At 56.6% G+C, this 19,285-nt stretch carries 14 protein-coding genes and 1 tRNA gene; 2 read left to right on the forward strand and 13 right to left on the reverse strand.

The features are described 5' to 3' along the window. Window positions 1–114: 114 nt before the first annotated feature. From ACY692_RS09170 to ACY692_RS09195, 6 genes are all read right to left on the reverse strand, one after another. Complete coding sequence (locus ACY692_RS09170; RefSeq protein WP_462325058.1) at window positions 115–843, reverse strand: amino acid ABC transporter ATP-binding protein; 729 nt, start codon at window positions 841–843, stop codon at window positions 115–117. Window positions 844–960: 117 nt separating this feature from the next. Beyond that, window positions 961–1,632 (reverse strand): ABC transporter permease subunit, encoded by a 672-nt coding sequence (locus ACY692_RS09175; protein WP_462325059.1) that lies wholly within the window; start codon window positions 1,630–1,632, stop codon window positions 961–963. A gap of 235 nt (window positions 1,633–1,867) precedes the next feature. Then, window positions 1,868–2,611 carry a glutamine ABC transporter substrate-binding protein GlnH gene (gene glnH / locus ACY692_RS09180; protein ID WP_462325060.1) on the reverse strand — a complete coding sequence of 248 codons (744 nt, stop codon included), beginning with the start codon at window positions 2,609–2,611 and terminating at the stop codon, window positions 1,868–1,870. A 77-nt stretch (window positions 2,612–2,688) separates the two neighbouring features. Beyond that, window positions 2,689–3,942 carry a UDP-N-acetylglucosamine 1-carboxyvinyltransferase gene (gene murA, locus ACY692_RS09185; RefSeq protein WP_462325074.1) on the reverse strand — a complete coding sequence of 418 codons (1,254 nt, stop codon included), beginning with the start codon at window positions 3,940–3,942 and terminating at the stop codon, window positions 2,689–2,691. A gap of 206 nt (window positions 3,943–4,148) precedes the next feature. Beyond that, a tRNA-His gene (locus ACY692_RS09190) sits at window positions 4,149–4,224 on the reverse strand. Window positions 4,225–4,287: 63 nt separating this feature from the next. Next, window positions 4,288–5,466, reverse strand: coding sequence for a TraB/GumN family protein (locus ACY692_RS09195; RefSeq protein ID WP_462325061.1), 1,179 nt, complete (start codon window positions 5,464–5,466; stop codon window positions 4,288–4,290). Between the two features lie 179 nt (window positions 5,467–5,645). On the opposite strand from ACY692_RS09195, the gene ACY692_RS09200 reads away from it, so the two are divergent. Together ACY692_RS09200 and ACY692_RS09205 are read left to right on the forward strand one after the other, a co-directional pair. Continuing rightward, entirely contained in the window at window positions 5,646–7,046 is a 1,401-nt protein-coding gene (locus tag ACY692_RS09200) for a sensor histidine kinase (protein WP_462325062.1), read from the forward strand. Window positions 7,047–7,078: 32 nt separating this feature from the next. Beyond that, entirely contained in the window at window positions 7,079–8,527 is a 1,449-nt protein-coding gene (locus ACY692_RS09205) for a response regulator (RefSeq protein WP_462325063.1), read from the forward strand. A 97-nt stretch (window positions 8,528–8,624) separates the two neighbouring features. On the opposite strand, the gene ACY692_RS09210 is transcribed toward ACY692_RS09205, so the two are convergent. The 7 genes from ACY692_RS09210 to xseA all read right to left on the reverse strand — a co-directional run bounded on the left by ACY692_RS09210 (window position 8,625) and on the right by xseA (window position 18,958). Further along, window positions 8,625–8,948, reverse strand: coding sequence for a hypothetical protein (locus ACY692_RS09210; protein ID WP_462325064.1), 324 nt, complete (start codon window positions 8,946–8,948; stop codon window positions 8,625–8,627). Between the two features lie 668 nt (window positions 8,949–9,616). Continuing rightward, window positions 9,617–13,252, reverse strand: a complete 3,636-nt coding sequence (locus tag ACY692_RS09215; RefSeq protein WP_462325065.1) for a DUF748 domain-containing protein — start codon at window positions 13,250–13,252, stop codon at window positions 9,617–9,619. 105 nt (window positions 13,253–13,357) lie between these two features. Beyond that, a complete protein-coding gene (gene dxs, locus ACY692_RS09220) occupies window positions 13,358–15,271 on the reverse strand; it encodes a 1-deoxy-D-xylulose-5-phosphate synthase (protein WP_462325066.1) in 1,914 nt (637 codons plus the stop codon). A 35-nt stretch (window positions 15,272–15,306) separates the two neighbouring features. Then, window positions 15,307–16,200: a polyprenyl synthetase family protein gene (locus ACY692_RS09225; protein WP_462325067.1), complete on the reverse strand. Its 894-nt coding sequence runs from the start codon at window positions 16,198–16,200 to the stop codon at window positions 15,307–15,309. Then, window positions 16,178–16,423 carry an exodeoxyribonuclease VII small subunit gene (xseB, locus tag ACY692_RS09230; protein ID WP_462325068.1) on the reverse strand — a complete coding sequence of 82 codons (246 nt, stop codon included), beginning with the start codon at window positions 16,421–16,423 and terminating at the stop codon, window positions 16,178–16,180. Before xseB ends, ACY692_RS09225 begins: the two co-directional genes overlap by 23 nt. Before the next feature lie 139 nt (window positions 16,424–16,562). Further along, window positions 16,563–17,435: a M23 family metallopeptidase gene (locus ACY692_RS09235; RefSeq protein ID WP_462325075.1), complete on the reverse strand. Its 873-nt coding sequence runs from the start codon at window positions 17,433–17,435 to the stop codon at window positions 16,563–16,565. Between the two features lie 125 nt (window positions 17,436–17,560). Then, window positions 17,561–18,958, reverse strand: coding sequence for an exodeoxyribonuclease VII large subunit (gene xseA / locus ACY692_RS09240; RefSeq protein WP_462325069.1), 1,398 nt, complete (start codon window positions 18,956–18,958; stop codon window positions 17,561–17,563). Window positions 18,959–19,285 lie beyond the last annotated feature (327 nt).

Here is a 19,285-nt window from a genome sequence, read left to right on the forward strand (position 1 = left end):
AGGCGGGAGGCGGGACAAGCATCCACGCATAACCATCTATAACAACACTACCCCTACAGTGTTTGACCTCGGCACTCCGGCCTCCCGTCTCCGGTCTCCCTGTCTCCCTTCTTTCTAATGATCCTCAACCTTCCCCAAAAACTCCCGTGTCCGTTCGTTCTGGGGGTTGGCGAAAAATTGTTCGGGGTCGTTTTCTTCGACCACACGGCCGTCGTCCATGAAGATGACCCGGTCGGCCACATCCTTGGCGAAGTTCATCTCATGGGTGACCACGAGCATGGTCATACCTTCCTTGGCCAGGTCCTTCATGACGTCGAGCACCTCGCCCACGAGCTCCGGATCCAGGGCGCTGGTGGGTTCGTCGAACAGGATCAGCTTGGGATTCATGGCCAGGGAACGGGCAATGGCCACGCGCTGTTTCTGGCCGCCGCTCAACTGATCCGGATAGACATCGGCCTTGTCGCCCAGCCCGACCTTCTCCAGAAGCTTGCTCCCTAGAATCCTGGCCTCGTCACGACCCAATTTGCGGACCTTGAACGGCCCCAAGGTCACGTTCTTGAGCACGGTCATGTGCGGGAACAGGTTGAACTGCTGGAAGACCATCCCGGCCTCAGCCCGGACCAGGTTCATGTCCGTGCTCTTGTCCGTGAGGTCGTTTCCGTCCACGGTGACCCGGCCACCGGTAATGTCCTCGAGACGGTTCACACACCGGAGCAGGGTGCTCTTGCCGGAACCGCTCGGGCCGATGATGACCACGACCTCCCCGGACTGGACATGGAGATCCACGCCGTGGAGCACTTCCAGCTCGCCAAACCGTTTGATGAGATTTTCAATCCGTACCATAAGAATCCTACGTTGGTTGCCCGCCCATCACTGTGACAAGCGGCCTCGTTGCATTGGCCCCCATACCCCATACCGGGGGTAGACCACACCGCTTCCTGCCCAGAAACCTTGGACCCGCTATCGCCGAGAAAAGACGAGTTTGTTCTCCACAATGGAAAGAATCTTGGAGATACTCAATGTCAGAACGAGATACATGACCGCCACGGTCAGCCAGACCTCGAAGGATCTGAAGTTGGTGGCAATGATCTCCTGTCCGCTGCGGGTCAGTTCACCGACACCGATGACCACGAGCAATGAGGTGTCCTTGAGGCTGATGATAAACTGGTTGCCCAAGGGCGGAATCATCCGCTTGAAGGCCTGGGGCCAGATGACGAATGCCATGGTCTGCCCGCGGGTCAGTCCGATGGAACGCCCGGCCTCGTATTGCCCCATACTGATGGACTGGACCGCACCGCGGACGATTTCCGCGATATAGGCCCCGGCGTTCACAGCAATGGCCACGATACCCGCGGTCAGGGGAGGGATGCGCATCCCTAGGGCCAGAGGAAGCCCGAAATAGAGAAACATGACCTGAACGATGAGCGGTGTTCCCCGGATGGTCTCGATATACGCACCAGCCACCTTCTGCAGGAACCAACTCCGCGATATTCTACACAGCCCGGCCCCCGCCCCAAGAATGAACCCGATGAACAATCCCACCAGGGCGATGATGACGGTCAACTCCGCCCCTTGAAGAAGAATGGGGATGGCCTCCCAGACTGCATCGAACTTGAATTGAAAATTACCCATAACGATCCTTGCAACTGCTTGGCGTTGTACACCATGGACAAACGGAACAATGGCAAGTCGGCGATGAAAGATAAAGCTGTTGAGCTGGTAAGCTCTTGAGAGAGGCGAAGACGCAAAGGTTCCGAGATCTCAGGTACGCACTGCGAAAAAGATCTTCACAAAACTGTCAAGCAACCAAAAACCAGAACCCAAAAACGCCCCTGCCCCACCATCACCGACCCACCATTTCAAACCATTACATAGGATCGACGCCGAACCACTTCTTGTAGATCTTGGCGTACTCACCCGATTCCATCAGCTTGAGAATGGAGATGGAAACTTTTTTACGCAGGGGGGAACCCTGGGGAAAACCGATCCCGTAGTACTGACCGGCATAGACAGGGCCGACAACCTTGACTGCACCCTTGCCGGCATCCTTGGCATAGTATTCAACAACGGGCTTGTCGAAGATGACCGCGTCTGCACCACCGCTGCGGAGTTCCATGAAGGCGGCGTCCTGATCCTGGAACTTACGGATGGACTTGTTGGTGTAGGGTTTGACGAAATCCACGCTGCTGGTGCCGATCTTGGTGGCGACAACCTTGTCCTTCAGGTCTTCCACGCTCTTGATATCCTTGTTGTCGCTTCGGACCAAAAGACGGAGGCCGGACTGGTAGTACGGATAGGCGAAGTCGATGACTTCCATGCGCTGGGACTTGATGGTCATACCGGCGATACCCACATCCACGTTTCCGGTCTGCAGGGCGGGAACGATCCCGTTGAAGGCCATGGGCTGGAGCTCATAATCCAGGCCGATATCCTTGGCCACGGCATCCCAGAGATCGATATCAAAACCCACATATTTTCCGGTCTTGGTATCCTTGTACTCGAACGGCATGAACGCGGTGTCACAGGCGACCACGAGCTTCTGGGCCAGACCGTTTCCGGCCAGACAGCAGAGCATAAGCCCGGCGAGCAAGACAATGGCAATCCTTTTCATCTCTTCTTCTCCTCCATGATTGTGATGGTACCGATTGACGACTATTGCAGCATTCCCACAACGGGAAATGTTGTCGACTACCCCTGTTGTTCACGTGTGATATGGGCACCAACCCTGGCGAGCTTGGTATCCATGGTCTCGTATCCCCGGTCAAGATGGTAGATCCTCCGTACCGTGGTCGTTCCTTTTGCTGCGAGCCCGGCAAGGACGAGGGATGCACTGGCCCGCAGGTCCGAGGCCATGACGGGCGCCCCGGTGAGTCGGTCCACACCTCGAATGAGGGCGTTTTTCCCCGAGAGCTTTATATCCGCACCCAGTCGGACCAATTCCAGGACATGCATATATCTATTTTCAAAGATATTCTCCTTGATCATCCCCGACCCCTTGGCAAGGCACATAAGGGCCATGACCTGGGCCTGCATGTCCGTGGGGAACCCGGGATGGGGCATGGTCTCCAGGTCCACACAGTGCAAGTCGCGGTTCCCTTTGGCCACGACCCGGTCACCAACCTCTTCGATACGCATCCCCATTTCCCGCAGCTTGGCCACAACGGGTTCGAGTTCGGCAAAGGGACACGCTGCAAGCGAGAGCTCTCCCCCGGTGACCCCGGCTGCGATCATATAGGTTCCGGCCTCGATACGGTCGGACATGATTTCGTAGGAACACCCTTCGAGCCGCTCCACCCCCTGGATCCTGATGACGCTGGTACCATGGCCCTCGATTTTCGCGCCACAGGCAATCAGAAAATGGGCCAGGTCGACAATTTCCGGCTCACGGGCCGCATTCTCGAGCACCGTCTCGCCCGAAGCCAGCGTTGCGGCCATGAGCAGATTTTCCGTTCCCCCCACGGTTGGAAAATCAAAATGAATATGTGCCCCGTGGAGCCTATTGCAATATCCGGTGATATCTCCGCCTTCGAGTTCGAACCGGGCCCCCATCTTCTCCAGGGCCCGCAAATGGAGATCCACGGGCCGTGCTCCAATGGCACACCCTCCGGGCAGAGCCACCTTGGCCTGTCCCAACCTACTGAGCAGGGGGCCCAGGCAGAGCACGGACGCACGCATGGTCCGGACCAGATCATAGGGGGCCTCGGGGACGAGATCACCGGCATGGACAAGGACACGGTCCCCCTCCTGATCGGCCCTACACCCAAGGAGTGAAAGGAGTTGGGTGGTCGTGGTGATGTCACGCAACGCGGGAACCTTGGAGAGGTGGACATCGCTCTCACAGAGTGTGGAGGCGACAAGAATGGGCAAGGCCGCGTTTTTGGCCCCACTGACGGTTACCTCTCCGAACAGGGGATAGCCGCCTTCGATGACGAGTTGGTCCATGGGAACTGCCTTGGTTTTGTTGGGATCGGTGTTGGGATCAGGGGTCTTGAAAGCGTGTGCAAAGGTCAATTGTATACTCCAAAATCCATGAAAAGTCATTTATAAAATAAACCGGTCCGACGCCCGATTTTCCAGGCCTGGAAAATCGGGCGTCGGATCCACAAATAAAAAGAGACCTGCACTTGTAAGTACAGGTCTCTTGTTCTTGGGGTGGATGACGTGACTTGAACACGCGGCCACCTGGGCCACAACCAGGAGCTCTACCAACTGAGCTACATCCACCGTCTGAAGAAATGGCTGTTTATAGAAAACGGGCTGAGCGGTCAAGCGTTTTTTGGGCCGGGATCAAAAAATCCTTGCCGTGATCCAGCTCCCCGCAATGAAAGTACCCAGCGAGCTGCCAAGGTTGGCCAAGACGACCACCAAAAGGATCCGGCATACCGGATTCTTCCAGAATCCCTGTATTGAACCGATGGCCCGGGGGATGTCTTCGAGATCGGCAACAGTCGGTCGCTTGACCCATGCCTGGACCAAACCCGCCACCCAACCGGCGGCGATCATGGGATTCATGCTCGTCAGGGGAGCGGCTAGAAAAGTGGCCAGAATGGTCAAAGGGTTGGCCAGGGCCAGGGCCGTTCCTGCGGCCGACAATACTCCATTGACCAAGAACCAGATATATACGGACTGCATGGAATGTTCTGCTCCGCCCTTGAAAAAGCCGAGGGTCAGGAGAAACAGGACCAGCAACGGGATAGCCCACTTGATGATTGTCCCGGTGTGTCCCTTTGGGGGAAGCTCCTCCAGGGGAGCCAGATCCTCTTCTTCCTGGATATGCTCGAGAATGCCGGGGATGTGTCCGGCCCCGACCACGGCAAGAACGGTCCCCCCGGGGGCATTGCGGATCTTTTGGGCCAGATAAATGTCGCGCTCATCGATGAGCCGCTGTTTGATCTGGGGAAACGATGAGGCCAGAGAGGCCATCATCCCCTCCATCTGATCCTGCTGCTTGATCTCCTCGATGGTCTTTTCATCGATTTCCTCGCTGACAAAAATCCCTCCAAAAAGCTGGAAGAACATCTTCATCTTGCTAAAAAAACCAAGATACCCCCAAACACGTTTGAGGGTGACCTCCACATTGCGATCCGCACAAACCAGTTGCGCGCCCGACAACCGTGCCTGCGTGATCCCCTCCATCATCTCCGCACCGGGCTGGACCCCAAGTTTCTCACCGATCTTCCGGTAAAATGAGGCAAGCATCAGCTGGGCGAGGACGAACAGGGTCTTCTTTTCCCTGATCACTTTGAAGATATCCATACGGCGCCAGTTGTCCTGGTTGGCCATGGCCTTGTGCCTGGCCTCGCAGAGTTCGACGCACACGGTGTCCGGTCGGATCTCGTTGATACTCGCCCTGACGTCTTCCACGCTCTCTTTGGAGACATGGGCGGTTCCGACAAGGTAGATTTTCTTGCCATTGGCCCGTACCGGGGTACACGCGTCAGGCAGTATGGGAGATAGAGGTTCCATATTGATCAGGGGCCAAAGGCCTGTGGAATGGTGGAGGAAAATAGGACGGGTGGGGCCTGGATGCCGGAACAATCGCGTAGGCATCAAGGCCATCTCTAAAATGTGCCCGAAAAGGATTGTAACATGGCCTGATCTCGGATAACCACAAGAGCATCAACCACCCTCACGGGCAAAGGGGTATGCGTATGCAAAGCCTTTCGTTCTGTAAAGAGATAAACGATCCACAAGAAAAAAAACGCCAGGATATGGTCTTCAGACGTATTCGGGAAAAAATTGCCGACTACAAAAATTACCATTTCAGCCGCGAACAGATCCATGCCCTGGCCATCTTTTTCGACCTCGCTCAAGAATTCAACATATTGGAAGACCTATACACTCTCTCTGTATGTACTCCAAAAGCCATCTTCGGGATCGATGCATCCCTCTATATTCTCAACGAACAGGACAGCTTCGCCATCAAGAGTTCGACCATCGGTGACCAATGCGTCCCAGAAACATGGCAGGAACCCGAACCCTTTCCCGGTAGGCCATGGCAAGAGGGTAACCGTTACATCGTCCCCATCAAATGCAAACACATGCTCACATCCCAGCTCCCGTTTTTGCCCAGGAACCAGGATGTCATCGGCATTCTAGAGCTTGTCACGTCCCGCTCTCTTACAGAGCACGAACGGTTTTTTTTCGGAAAGTACGCCAACCGGGTTGGATTCCAGACGCACAACAAAATTCTCAACCTCACCAACCAGGAACACCTGCAATTCATCAAGAGCCTGGTCCAGGATATTGGGCACAATGTCATTGTGCCCAATATGTACTTCAAACTCCTGTTCAACCGACTCAAGGACCACTTGGATCAGCTAAAGAAAAGACTGCAGGATCTGACAACAGAACTCGGGGCGGACAAATGCACAGAGGATGACGGCGATGGTGACCCGCTGGTAGGTCTGGAGCAAAGTATCCGTGAACTCACGGACCACTACCATGACATGTACAATCATTACACGAGATCGAGCCTATTTTTGGAAACCCTGCTCAGGCGGAGCCATTTTGAAAAAGGGCGCTATGTCCTGCTCAAACAGGCCTGCAATTTCAAAAAAAAGATCATCGACCCCCAACTCGAACATTTTCGTCCCAGGTTTGAACAAAAAAATATCACCGTGGACACCCAGCTTGGTGGCATCCCCGATGAGGACACGATCCTCGTCGCCGATATCGGGCTCTTGAGTCAGGTCTTTGCCAACCTTTTTTCCAATGCCGCTAAATACACCCGAGAAATCAATGGGCCCAAAGGAAAAACCTACAAATTCGTTTCCTACGGATGGGAAAAACTCCCCGATTATTTCGGTCCGGGAAAAGACGCCATCAAGCCCAATGTCTTTTCCACAGGTCCACATATCCCCAACGAGGAACGCGGCCTCCTCTTTGAATCCAATTTCCGTTGCAAAGCCACGCAGAACGAACCGGGATCAGGGCACGGTCTTTTTTTTGCAAAACAAATCGTGGAGTTGCACGGGGGAGAGGTTGGCTATGAACCGACCCGGATGGGGAACAATTTCTATATCATCCTTCCATGCGCTGACTGAGCCGACCAAACGGCGTATAATCGGATAATGCCATGGCATATAGCATATTGACCATAGAGGATGACGACATCATCAGGGAGACCCTCGTGGAGTGGCTCGAGGATAACGGATTTACTCCTCTCATGGCCTCCGACGGCCAGGAAGGAATAGCGATCTTTGGCCGTGAACACCCCGACCTGGTTCTCCTGGATCTGACCATGCCGGGGATGAGTGGGCTGGCCGTCCTACAAACCATCAGACAACAGGACCAGGATACTCCCGTAGTCATCGTTTCCGGAAGAAACGACATAAGGGATGCCATATCCGCCTTCAAGGCAGGGGCATGGGATTACGTGACCAAACCGATCTTGAGCATGGCCATGCTCAAGGCGACAATACTCAACTGTCTGGAGAAAAAGGACCTCAAGGAAAAAGTCAAACGCGCGGAAGAACGCTATAGCCAACTGATACAGAATCTGCCGATCATTATTTTTGCCCTGCGCAAGGATTTTTCCATCGATTTCATCAACCAAACCTGCCAAACCCTGCTTGGGTTCAAAGATTCAGAGCTCATGGAAAACAAGGGGCTATTTTTCAGACAGGTTCCCAAGGAAGACCGCAAGGAGACCATCCGCTCCTTTAAGACCTGTTTCCGTCAATCGAGCGCCCCCTTTTCTCTTGAGTTCAGGTTCAGGCACAAGCGGGGATACTTCGTCCACCTCCAGGCCCGCTCCATAGTCCTCTCCCGTCCGGACGAGCCGGCCACGGCCCACCGTATCGAAGGGGTCATCATGGACGTCACGGAACACCATTTCCTCGAAGAGGTCCTGGTCCAACGGGAAAAACTGAATCTTTTGGGCACGATGTCCTCGGAGATCGCCCATCAATTCCGCAATCCCCTCATGTCACTGGGTGGGTTTGCGCGTCTATTGCATAACAAACACCCCGAAATCAAAGAAGCAGGGATCGTCCTGAGCGAGGCCAAGAAACTCGAAGAATTGCTCGCCAACGTCGACGAGTACATCCGTCCCCTGCCCTTTTCTCCCGCCCCGTGCCGGATCAACGACCTGTTGGGTTTTTCCATCGGCATGCTCAAAGAGCTCTTTGAAAAATATCATGTCACCCATACAATGCATGTCGCCGAGCCCATCACGACAATCATGTCCGATGAGAGCACCATCCGGCAAACCTTTGTCAGCCTTTTCACCCAGATCGTTCCACAGGCCCACGACGGGCGTATCCGTTTTGCATCTTATGAGACCAGCCGGCACGTATGCATCGAATTGCTCATCGCCCCGAATATTCCAGAACTCCCCCCCCCCGGGCTGAGTCTGGTTCCTTTTGAACGGGAGCAGGACAACACCATGGCTGCGACCTATCGAATGGTGAAAAACATTGGGGGATATATTTCCCTGAAACAGGAAACCGACGCCACATCCGTGACCATCACTCTGCCCAAGACCTTCAAGCCAGGGTTGCGCGGAATAGACGAAGAGATTTGAACGGCACCAAAACAGCGCGGCCCCCGATACCTTGGGGGCCGCGCTGTTTTGGTGCCGTTGGTTTTCAGACAAGCTGCTCAGAGACGGTTATCCACTCTCAAAGGGACTCTACATGAATTTCCGTCTGGGAAAACTGGTTCACCCCGACCTTGACCCGCTTAAGGGCGTCCTTACACAACGCCACCGACTCCTTGAGCGGCTCCAGCCCGTCGGGAAGCTCCATCGCCCTGCCCTTTTCACGCAGTCCCTCGATCCGTCCAGTCATTGCATCGAACTGTTCCCGCACACCGACCGCGGATTCCGGACTCTCCCGGCGGACCAATCCTTCGTAAATATCCATGGCCCGCCTGATATCAAAAAGATATCCCTCTATCTCATCACACATGAACTTGAATTTCTTGCTCTCTTCACTCGTCGCCACGTTGTCTCCTCATATCTCGAACACCAGGTTCACTCTTCTGCATGTACAGGGGCATCCGTGTTCCGTACCCCCCCTTTGGGGGTATATCCAGATCCAGATACCGCCACAATCCTTGTCGCTCCATCAGGGGTACCTGGTAGATGGCATGGTCCGCCGGAACCCGTCGCCCCTTCGGGCCGGTGCATTCTCCACGCAACCACACCCACCCCATGGCCAACAACCATATACGACCTATACCCGTAAACCCTACCCCGTAAATCCGCCGTCCCTACCAATTCCCATCTATATTCTTGTACAGGGCATAGGCAATCAGCCCTCCGACAATGAACCCGCACAGGGTCAATATCCAAATATTCATCCCGCCTCCGCTGGGTTGCCGTCCAAACCAAGGGTCATCTCGGTATTCCGGACATGTTCCTTCGAAATCCAGATCTACCTCTGCCCCTTGCCCGCGTCAAATCACAAGATTCGCCAAGACCGGGTTCTGGCCCCCCGTCCGTCCCTGTCACACACGTCTCCCCGAAAGTGGTCGCCGGTGCAGCCATGGACAACGGCCGCAGGGGCCAAGCCATCGAACACTTCTTCCAGTCTCCGGACCATCCCACACGCATCTTCTTTCCCAAAGGCTCCTATCCCAAGGGGCCGGGGCTCAGGGTGGATTGATCCCCTCACTTCCCCAGGGACAACTCCACCCGCATGCCGGATTGCTCGTCTTCGCCCTGGGCCGTTTTCGAAGAAGTGACAAAGACCCGATCTGCTGCGATGTTCCCTTTTTCCAGGAGGTACTGTTGCACCCCCCGTGCACGGCGGTTGGCCAGATCAAGCAGATCATCTTCTTTGACCGAGATCTCCTGACGGACCACCCCCTCCATCTCCTCGGGACTCGGCCGGACCACCTTACCGAATTTGCGGGGCTTTTCGCCCGGCGTGGCCTTGTAGGCCTCAAACAGCCAGGTGGCGTATTCGTCGGGAGCGATAGTGACCGCTTCCACGCCGGGGACCACGTCCTTGTCGGCGTCGTACTTCTGCACCTTGAGCATGCGCATGAAGGCCTTGTTTTCAAGGGCTGAACGGTCCTTTACCGGGTCGACCAGACCGGCAACAAAGACCCGAAGGCCGGGCCGCTTGGTCAAAGCCGTGACCACGGTGTCCAGCTTTTTTCCGCTCTCGGGTTCGATCAGGGCCTGGCCGGGCGCATAGGCCAGATGACTCAGGTCAGGGCCGCCACCGAACATGGACCCGATCAGGGCGAACGGGGCTGTGGCTATCTTGGAAAAGATGCCGACAATCGCCTTGAAAATCACCCCGCCCAGACGGAAATTGGGATCATCCAGCCGCCCCTGCACGGGAACGTCCAGGGTAAGATCCCCGTCACCGTCCTGGAGCAGGGCCAGACCGAGCTTGATGGGTACACTCACGGCATCGGGCGATTCCACCTTGTCCCCCAGTTCGAACTGCTGGATAAAAAACGTATTGGTGGCATCGAGAACATACTCCTCGGTACGGAATTTCCCGTTCCAGTTCAGCTTCCCGTGCAGGACGGGATAGGCAAGCGACCTGAGAGTGTAGGGAGTCAGGCTGGTCATGTCCAAGTGAGAGAGATTAAAGACCAGACTCGAAGCAACAGGACGGCGCAACGGGCTGATGTCCCCGGCCAGTGAAATAGGGGCATGGTCGTTCAGGGTGGCGTTCAGGTTCAGTTCGGCCCGTTTGGAAGGATCCAAGGACACCCGGCGAAGATCGAGATGGATCCTGCCAAGATCGGCGGAAAAATCCGGCGACAGGGAATGGTCGTAAAAGCCCACATTACCCTGAACAATCTGGACCCTGCCGATGTCGATATCCCTGAAAAAATAGGGATGCTTTTCCGTGTCTGTTCCGGTTGCATTGTTGGGCGCAGTGGCGGGCGATTTTGCGGTTGCACCGGCGGAAGAGGCATTCTCTTCCTTGTCGCCGCCGGCACCCAGGGCCCGGGCCAGATTGAGCACCCCCTGCTCGTCCTTGGCCAGGACCATGTCGGGACCGGTCAAAACAATACCGTCCATCTTCAAAACCCGAGGATCAAGCCCCAGGTCGATCCCTTCCAGAGCAAGGGAGGTAAACCCGGCAAGCTTCTTCTTGTTCCCGGGTTCATTGAGTAGAAAATCGGCTATGCGGACATCGCCAGAGACCCTGCCGGCAATCTCCTTTTGCGCTGTAAGGTCCCAGTTCCCGGAAATATCCAGAAAGCCAGCGGCAACATCGATCCCCAACGGATCGGGAAGGTAAGGATTCAAAGGGGTCAGCCCGAGTCCGGCAACATCCAGTCGCCCCGTGGTGAGCCGGGTCTCGGGAATCATCTTCCCCCTGGCCCGGATCTTACCGCTGTCGTTAACCACAGCGGTAAGGCTAAAATCCACAGCCCGCGCAAGATCAGAACCCACGTTGTCAAGATCGATATCCAGGCCACCGATCCTGTTCACTGCTCTCTGCCTGGCCGCATAGTCGGTGAAACCGGCCTGTCCATCCACGCACCTGACATGATCAATCCCAACCATCCAGGGTTTGGACTGCCCAACAGAACTATTCGGACCATCGGCCACCGGTGTTCCGTCCTTGCCCGTGTCGGAAAACAGGGAGACCAGATCGATATTCCCCTTCTTGTCGCGCTCCACCGACACGAACGGGGCCTCCAGGGTAGCATTGGCGAATGCGATGCGGCGCGCGGTCATATCGATATTTCCCTGACCAAGGGCGAGGGTGTCGAGTCCGATACATGGCTTCTGGTCACCGGGCTTGCGCAGCTTCATTCCGGTAAGGCTGAGAGCCAGATCGTTCAGACGCACATCCGTTGCATTGCCGGTTGCGATCTCAAATCCGGAAACGGCCCCGAGACCGCCCTGGTACAACTCCAGAGGCAGATACGCGGCATAGTACGGGGTGTACGTGGGTATGGTCGCGTTGGTCAGCCGGCATGTACCGTTACACCCAAACGGGGTCAGCACTACGTCTGCCTTGAGGGCCAGGGTCTCTCCATGACTCGTGCCCATATCCACCCGCACGTTGGAAACGGCCCCGGCCCTGGTATCAAGGTTCTTGATCTCGATATTCAAGGGGGAAATAGCCGTTTCAAATCCTTGATCCACAACCGTGTCCCTGCATTCCACCCGGCCGTTTTCCACCAGGATGGATGCGGCCGTGACCAGCATGGGGGGGGCGGCCGTTGCATTGGAACCATTCCCCCGGGCTGCCGTGTCACCGCTCATTCCACGGATATACCTGTTCCAATTGATCGCGTCCCCGTCCTCACGGATGATCGACCCAAAAGGAGCTTTGATCCGGATACTCGAAAACGCGATTTCCCGACGCACAAGACTGAAACGCTCCAGCTCGGCCACCATTTTTTTGCAGGCCAGAACGGTTCCATCCTGCCGATGGTCCACCATGGCGTCATCTAGCTGGAACCGTCCGGCGAGAAACAGGTTCAGGGGATGATCGCCCGTATCCGACTCCTCGACAACCAGGGAGGCATTGGAGGTCACCCGCCCGGAAACAAGGGTCAGATGGGGCCCCAGGGGGACGTACTTCCGGAAAGGGGTCAGGTCGAGGCCGGCCTCGGTCAGATCGAATTCCGTGCGTCTGGGGGATGAGAAGGGGATAGACGACCCTTGGATCTCAAACGGGGTCTTGTTGAGGCGGAAGGCAAGGCGGGGAAGAATTTTGGTACCCAGATCTTTCTGGTGGGTGGAAAAATAGGGGACGGCCAATCCGATCCTATCGATCACATGGGTCACGTCCCTGGGATCATCCTGCACACGCAGGGTACCGTTCGTGCAGGCAAAATCTTCAATGATCACAGGAAAAAGCCGGGTCCCATCCGATTGTTCCGCGGGTTTAGGCCCCTCTTTTCCACCACTGACAAACATATCCGTCAAATTTGTCTGTCCCGATGCATCCAGAACATGGATGGACACTACGGGGGTCCTAATGAAAACCCGTTTGAGTACCAGCGCACCGCGGACGACCGACGAAGACTGCACATCCACATCCAGACCATCCAGGGAAAGGTCCACGGTGCTGTTGTCGGCTCCATAAACAGCAACCCCTTGAACCTGCGCCTGCAGGGTCAAGGGGTTGAAGCGTATCGTATCGATGACCACCCGCCGGGACAATGCTTGGCCCAGCTTATCAGTCAACACTGACTTGGCGATAGGCGGCAGGGCCAAAAATCCCAAAACGGTATACAGGACAAACAGGGTGGTCAGGATAACAAAAGTTTTCAGCGTCCAGTGAAAGCCTTTCCAGGTGGTGAGAATCATGCCCATGGTTTCCTCCTCCTGCTTATGCCTACCGATTACCGCATTCGGTTACGCAATCCACAACCAATCCCTACAACGCATTCCCCCGTAGTGACACGGCGCGCCGTGCCCCTACCCGATCATTTTCAAACAGGCATCCTTGATCCCCTGTTTGCCGATGCCCACGATCCGGCGCAACTCCTTCTGGGTCCCGTGCTCCACGAATCGATCAGGAATACCGAGGCGTTTGATCTTTTGGCCGGAAAGCACTCCGTTGTCCGTCCAACATTCCAGCACAGCGGAGCTCATGCCGCCGGCAAGAGCCCCCTCCTCGACCAGAACAAATGATGGAAACCGGCCCGCCAATTCCAACAGATCCCTTTCAGGCAGCGGTTTGACAAAACGGAGATTATACAGGGCCAGAGAACAATCCCGCTCCTCTTCGATCTCCCTGATTGCCTCGCGGGCCGGATGCACCCTGCTCCCGACGGCGATGACGCAGCATGTTTTCCCATCCTTGATCAGCTCCCCCCGGCCCAAAGAGATTGGGGAGGGATTGGTGTCCGGCACCGAGCCGATGCCCACTCCACGAGGATAACGCAGAGCCACGGGTCCTGGATGGGCAATGGCCGTTTGCATGAGGGCCGCCAATTCCCCCTCGTCCTTGGGGGCCATTACGGCAATATTTGGCACATGGCGGAGAAACGAAAAATCGAAAGCCCCGTGGTGGGTGGCCCCGTCCTCGCCGACCAGTCCTCCCCGGTCGAGACACAGGGTCACATTCAGATTCTGGAGACAAACATCGTGGACCACCTGATCATAGGCCCGCTGCAAAAAGGTCGAATAAATGGCCACCACCGGTTTGTATCCCTGGGCGGCCAGACCGGCGGCAAAGGTGACCGCATGCTGTTCGCAGATGCCCACATCGAAAAATCTGTCCGGAAACTGCTCGGCAAAACGATTCAGCCCGGTCCCTTCGGGCATGGCGGCAGTAATGGCCACGATCTTGTCGTCCTTTTCAGCCAACCCACACAGGGTCTTGCCGAAAATTTCAGTATATGATGGTAGGGAGCAGGCCGCGAATTTCTTGGCCTCACCGGTTTCCGGTTCGAAACAGCCGACCCCGTGAAAATAGGTGGGATTCTTTTCCGCAGGCTCGTACCCCTTGCCCTTCTTGGTCAACACGTGGACCAGAATGGGCCCTTCGAGCTGCTTGACCCGGTCGAAAACCGAAACCAGCTCACGGATGTCGTGCCCATCGATAGGCCCAACATAGGTAAAGTCAAAGGCCTCGAAGAGCATGCCCGGAGTGAAGAATCCCTTGAAGGAATCCTCTCCCCGCTTGAGATACCCCACGAGATCCGTCCCGATCTTGGGGATCTGGTTGATCCAGGCCTCGGTCTCTTTCTTCAATCGCATGACCCACCGTGAAGCGAACCGCTTGCTCATGAAGGAGGAAAGCGCTCCCACATTCTTGGAGATGGACATTTCATTATCGTTTAAGACAACGATGAAATTCTTGTCCAGTCCTCCCGCCTGGTTGAGCCCCTCATAGGCCAACCCCGCGGTCATGGAACCATCACCGATGATCGAGACCACATGATGGCGCAAGCGGTCCAGATCCCTGGCCACGGCCATGCCCAGCCCGGCGGATATGGACGTACTCGAATGGCCGACCCCGAAATAGTCGTACGGGCTCTCATCCCGTCTCGGGAATCCACTGATCCCCCCGTGCTGCCGCAGGGTATGGAAACGGTCCAGCCGTCCGGTCAGCAATTTATGGGCATAGGCCTGGTGTCCCACATCCCAGATCAGTCTATCCCGTCCGGCATTGAATGATTTGAGCAGGGCCAGGCTGAGTTCGACAACCCCCAGGGACGGCGCGAGATGGCCCCCTGTGGAGGAGACCGTATGGATGATGCGGTCACGCAATTCGGTGGCCAGAGATGTCAAATCTTCATACCCCAGGTACTGGATATCTTCGGGTGACCCAAGTGAAGCGAGCCCTTTGGACAGAGAAACGTTCGGTTGGTTGGTAGTCTTCATGCCAATTTCTTTCTCACGTGGATGGTTAATACTCTTTAGCATATTCTGGCCAGGACATACTCGGCCAGGCCGACAAGAAAATCCCTATGCGGCCCCTGGAAAGGATCCAGCACGCTGCATGCCTTTCCAACCTGCGTGCGAGCAAGTTCCATACTCGCTTCTATACCCAGTATACGGGGATAGGTATTTTTGTCGGCCCCCTGATCGCTGCCCACGGGTTTGCCCAGATCCTGTTCGTTGCCGATCACATCAAGGACATCATCCACAACCTGAAAGGCCAACCCCAGATGCTCCCCGAACCGACGGACCTGTTCTTGCTCAGCGGTCGATCCGCCGCCAAGAACAATCCCGCATTCACAGGACGCACGGATCAGGGCCCCTGTTTTCATGGCGTGCATGGCCCGCAGAGTGTCCACACCGAGATCACATCGCCCGGTATACTCCATGTCCAAAACCTGGCCGCCGACCATGCCCCGGCTTCCGGCCGCATGGGCCATGCCCCGCATGGCGGGAACGAGCCGATCCGTAGCGACCTTGCTCTGGAGCATCAAATAAAAGGCCTCGCAGTGCAGACCATCACCGGCCAGGATGGCCATGGCCTCGCCAAAACGTTTGTGGCTCGAAGGTTTGCCCCTTCTGAGATCATCGTCGTCCATGGCCGGCAAATCGTCATGGATCAGGGAATAGGTATGGATGCATTCGATCCCTGCGGCAAAGGGGAGAACATTATCAAAGGCCTCTCCCACGAGAGCGGCAGTAGTCAGACACAGAACCGGCCGGAGTCGCTTACCTCCGGCGAGCAAACTGTATTCCATGACCTCGGTCAGACCGGCAGGGATTGCAGGACCATCCAGACAGGCCGCAAGAAACGTCTCTACCCGCCGTCCACGCCGTGCAAGCTCGTGTTTAATCCCGGGGATCGCTGCCATCATCTTCCCCCTGGTCTTTGAAATCCTTCCACATACCTTCGGAAAGGACCAGTACCTCCTTTTTGGCCCGCTCAAGCTCCGTGCGACATTCCCGGGCCAGTGCAACCCCCTGCTTGAAGAGGTCCACCCCTTTCTCCAAGGCGGGGTCACCGGTTTCCAGCTTGGCCACGATGGCCTGCAACGCCGTCAATTTTTTCTCAAAAGAATCCTGACTCTTTTCCATGACCCGATCCTGATTACAATACGGTGGTCAACCAGGGATAACGGATGCTCACTAGGCCCACGGAGCTATCGGTCACTCGATACCCCAACGGTCCATGATCCTTTCCCAACCACCCCAAACCTACAACGCACAACCGAACCTATTCCCCGAACAGCGGCATGGGATCCACGGGTTCACCGAGAAGATAGAAACCAAAATGCAGATGCGGCCCCGTGGCCCGGCCCGTCTTGCCCATCCTACCGATGACCTCGCCCTTGGTGACCACCCGGCCTTGCTCCACATTGGTCCCAGACAGATGGAAGTACATGCTCATGACCCCCTGACCGTGGTCGACATACACGGACCGGCCGGAAAAATAGTGATCGGCCACCAGATCCACAACCCCATCGGCACAAGCCTTGACAGGTACCCCCATCCCCCCGCGGAAATCGACCCCCCGGTGGGGCGACCGGGGCTGGTCGTTGATAAACCGGCGCAAACCAAAGGCCGAAGACACCGCGCCCGGCACCGGACGGGTCAGGGGGAGGGACCAGAACCTGCCCTGGCTGCGGTGGTCCAGAACCCCGGTGACCACTTCCTTTTCCTTGTAATATCTCGAAAGATCCTTTTGGGACAGATTGACCATCTTCTTGGGCAGGGTCAGCCGCTGGACCGGATATTCCTTGTCCTCCACATCCACGGCCCGCTGCACGGTTCGCTTCTGGCCATTGCGCATATACGTCAGACGCAGAAGTTTCGGACCGGCTTTGCGCTCCACCCCCACGCCGAGCAACACCTCGGTTACATCGTCACCCGGGCCCACGGCAAGATCCAGGGTCTTGCCCAACCACTCTATTCGGTAATCGGAACCGCCCGGGAGGGGATTGAACCGGCAGAGAAACCCCTGGCCTCTGAACACAGAAGAAGGGGCCGTCAGACGGACACTGTCCTGTGTATCCGCGGCAAAGGTTCCGGATGCGGCATACCCCAAAAATATTGGCAACAGCAGTAGAGCAACCATTTGTAAACGCATCAATCCTACCTCGTAATGTCGTTTCGCGCGACCGCAAACTATCCTTTGTGGGCCAATTCAAGGCAAACATCAAGGGAAGAAGGCCCGGAAATCATGACTCGCCCACTGCGGGACCAACAGGCCATTCATATCTCCGGATCGGATCCCGGATCGACCACCCGGGCCATGACCCTGCCCCGCGCGGGCAGAATCTCGATACGTTCTTCCGGAGAGACTTCAGCCCCGTCACGCAAAAAGGTTCCGTCCTGCTTTTTGACCAGACTGTATCCCCGTTCAAGGGGTGCATGGGGATCCAGGGCCACCAATCCGGTCTGTAAAACCTCTGTCTGCGCAATCTTGCGCTCGACAAATCCGTGGCCCCGGTCTGCAAGCCTATCCACTGAGGCGACCAGAGAATTTTCGTGCATTCTCCAGAAGCCCGGCCCAAGGGTAGTGCCCAGGCGTGTCGCCCCTCGGTCAAGCCGGTCGGTCTTACAGGAGATCCACTGCACGCCCGCCCGGCCGAGGGAGTGGGCCGCATTGTTCAGCCGCTCCATGAGCCGGTCGATCCGTGCCTGGGGACTGAGCCAGTCGAGACCTTGTTCCGCATGGGAGAGCCGCGCCCCATTCCCGGCCATTAGTTGTTCAATGGCCCGGACAAGTCGGGTTCCGGCCTCATCCACAGCTTGCACCATGGATTCCCGTTCCTGCCAGATCACCTGGGCCGCATGCGTCGGCGTTGCCGCACGCACATCGGCCACCAGATCGGCAATGGTCGTGTCCACCTCGTGCCCCACCCCGCTGACCACGGGAATGGGACTGGAAAAAATAGCCCTTGCCACGGACTCGGCATTGAACCCCCACAGATCTTCGATGGAACCACCGCCCCGAATAAGCACGAGGGTATCGGCCCACCCGTCGATAAAGGCCCGGTCCATGGCACGTATTATGGATTCCGGGGCCCCGTCCCCCTGCACCAGGGATGGGTAGATACGGATCTGCCCACCCAACCCGCGGCTTTGGGCAATCTTTAAAAAATCCCGAATGGCCGCCCCATGGGGGGCGGTGACAACGGCCACACGACGGGGATGGGTTGGAAGAGACCGTTTCCGTCCGGGGTCGAAGTATCCCTGTCCAGCCAGCTTTTGTTTGAGCGCCCCAAAGGCCAGATAGAGATCACCCACCCCCTGTTCTTGGACCAATTCGGCCACGAGCTGATAGGTTCCCCTGGGGGCGTAGACATTCATACGCCCGGCAACCAGGATTTCCATGCCCTCTTCAAGGACGAATCCCCGGCCCGAAAGGACCTCCCCCGTCAGGGGATCGACCCGCTCCCCACCGGACCCGGCCATGCACAGCTGGTTGGACTTGAACCAGACAACGGCCAGTGAGGCGTTGTGGTCCTTGAGGGAAAAATAGATATGCCCGGACCCGGGCCGGGCGACGTTGGTCACCTGCCCGCGGACCCAGACAAAAGGGAATTCCGCCTGAAGGGTATTGGCAACCGCTTCGGTGATTTCGGTAACGGTAAAAATCCGCGCCACGGCATCTCCTTGCACGCTTGGAGGTTTGGGGATGCGAAACCGCCCGGACACTGAACAGGGCAGAGATCCGGGCGTTCTGGTTTTTGGGGCTACGGGTGCGTCATGCCGTGTTTATCACAAAGATGACCACATAAAACATGTATACCCCCCTGGGAACGCCGAGCGTCTGCTCGGCAATGCGTCGACGAACCGGCAAAAACCAGGAGCAGATGGTATATACAAACACTATGACGATATCCCCCTAGGCATTGCCCGAAAAGCCGAGCAGACGCTCGGCGTTCCCAGGAAGAAACACGGCCTGATGCCGGGGTGTCGTGTGCATGGTAG

It is taken from the genome of Desulfoplanes sp. (assembly GCF_054921335.1).

What these genes read in the sequence shown, in the direction of transcription:
- ACY692_RS09170 (WP_462325058.1), bottom strand. Translation starts at nt 843, where the DNA reads ATGGTACGGATTGAAAATCTCATCAAACGGTTTGGCGAGCTGGAAGTG.
- xseB (WP_462325068.1), bottom strand. Translation starts at nt 16,423, where the DNA reads ATGGAAAAGAGTCAGGATTCTTTTGAGAAAAAATTGACGGCGTTGCAG.
- ACY692_RS09205 (WP_462325063.1), top strand. Translation starts at nt 7,079, where the DNA reads ATGGCATATAGCATATTGACCATAGAGGATGACGACATCATCAGGGAG.
- ACY692_RS09215 (WP_462325065.1), bottom strand. Translation starts at nt 13,252, where the DNA reads ATGGGCATGATTCTCACCACCTGGAAAGGCTTTCACTGGACGCTGAAA.
- ACY692_RS09225 (WP_462325067.1), bottom strand. Translation starts at nt 16,200, where the DNA reads ATGGCAGCGATCCCCGGGATTAAACACGAGCTTGCACGGCGTGGACGG.
- ACY692_RS09195 (WP_462325061.1), bottom strand. Translation starts at nt 5,466, where the DNA reads ATGGAACCTCTATCTCCCATACTGCCTGACGCGTGTACCCCGGTACGG.
- ACY692_RS09235 (WP_462325075.1), bottom strand. Translation starts at nt 17,435, where the DNA reads ATGCGTTTACAAATGGTTGCTCTACTGCTGTTGCCAATATTTTTGGGG.
- glnH (WP_462325060.1), bottom strand. Translation starts at nt 2,611, where the DNA reads ATGAAAAGGATTGCCATTGTCTTGCTCGCCGGGCTTATGCTCTGCTGT.
- ACY692_RS09175 (WP_462325059.1), bottom strand. Translation starts at nt 1,632, where the DNA reads ATGGGTAATTTTCAATTCAAGTTCGATGCAGTCTGGGAGGCCATCCCC.
- murA (WP_462325074.1), bottom strand. Translation starts at nt 3,942, where the DNA reads ATGGACCAACTCGTCATCGAAGGCGGCTATCCCCTGTTCGGAGAGGTA.
- ACY692_RS09200 (WP_462325062.1), top strand. Translation starts at nt 5,646, where the DNA reads ATGCGTATGCAAAGCCTTTCGTTCTGTAAAGAGATAAACGATCCACAA.
- dxs (WP_462325066.1), bottom strand. Translation starts at nt 15,271, where the DNA reads ATGAAGACTACCAACCAACCGAACGTTTCTCTGTCCAAAGGGCTCGCT.